Below are 264 nucleotides of genomic sequence, written 5' to 3' on the forward strand. Positions count from 1 at the left end.
CCCGTGCGCTGATCCCTGAGCCGAAGCTGATCGTGGCGGACGAGCCGGTCTCGATGGTCGACGCATCGCTGCGCATGTCGATCGTCAATCTCTTTCGGGATCTGCGCGACGCGCTCAACGTCTCGATCGTCTACATCACCCATGACCTTGCGACCGCCTACTACATTTCCGACCGCGTGGTGATCATGCGCAAGGGCGTGGTGGTGGAGAGCGGCGATGCCAGGGATGTGCTGGAACATCCGAAACACGCCTACTCTATCGCCT

The 264-nt window shown here is 61.0% G+C and carries 1 pseudogene; it reads left to right on the top strand.

What is annotated here, in order from left to right:
* Positions 1–264 (top strand): annotated as a pseudogene (locus AF337_RS04300) (ABC transporter ATP-binding protein); the annotation flags it as partial.

This window comes from Rhizobium ecuadorense (genome assembly GCF_001187535.1).
Taxonomy (GTDB): domain Bacteria; phylum Pseudomonadota; class Alphaproteobacteria; order Rhizobiales; family Rhizobiaceae; genus Rhizobium; species Rhizobium ecuadorense.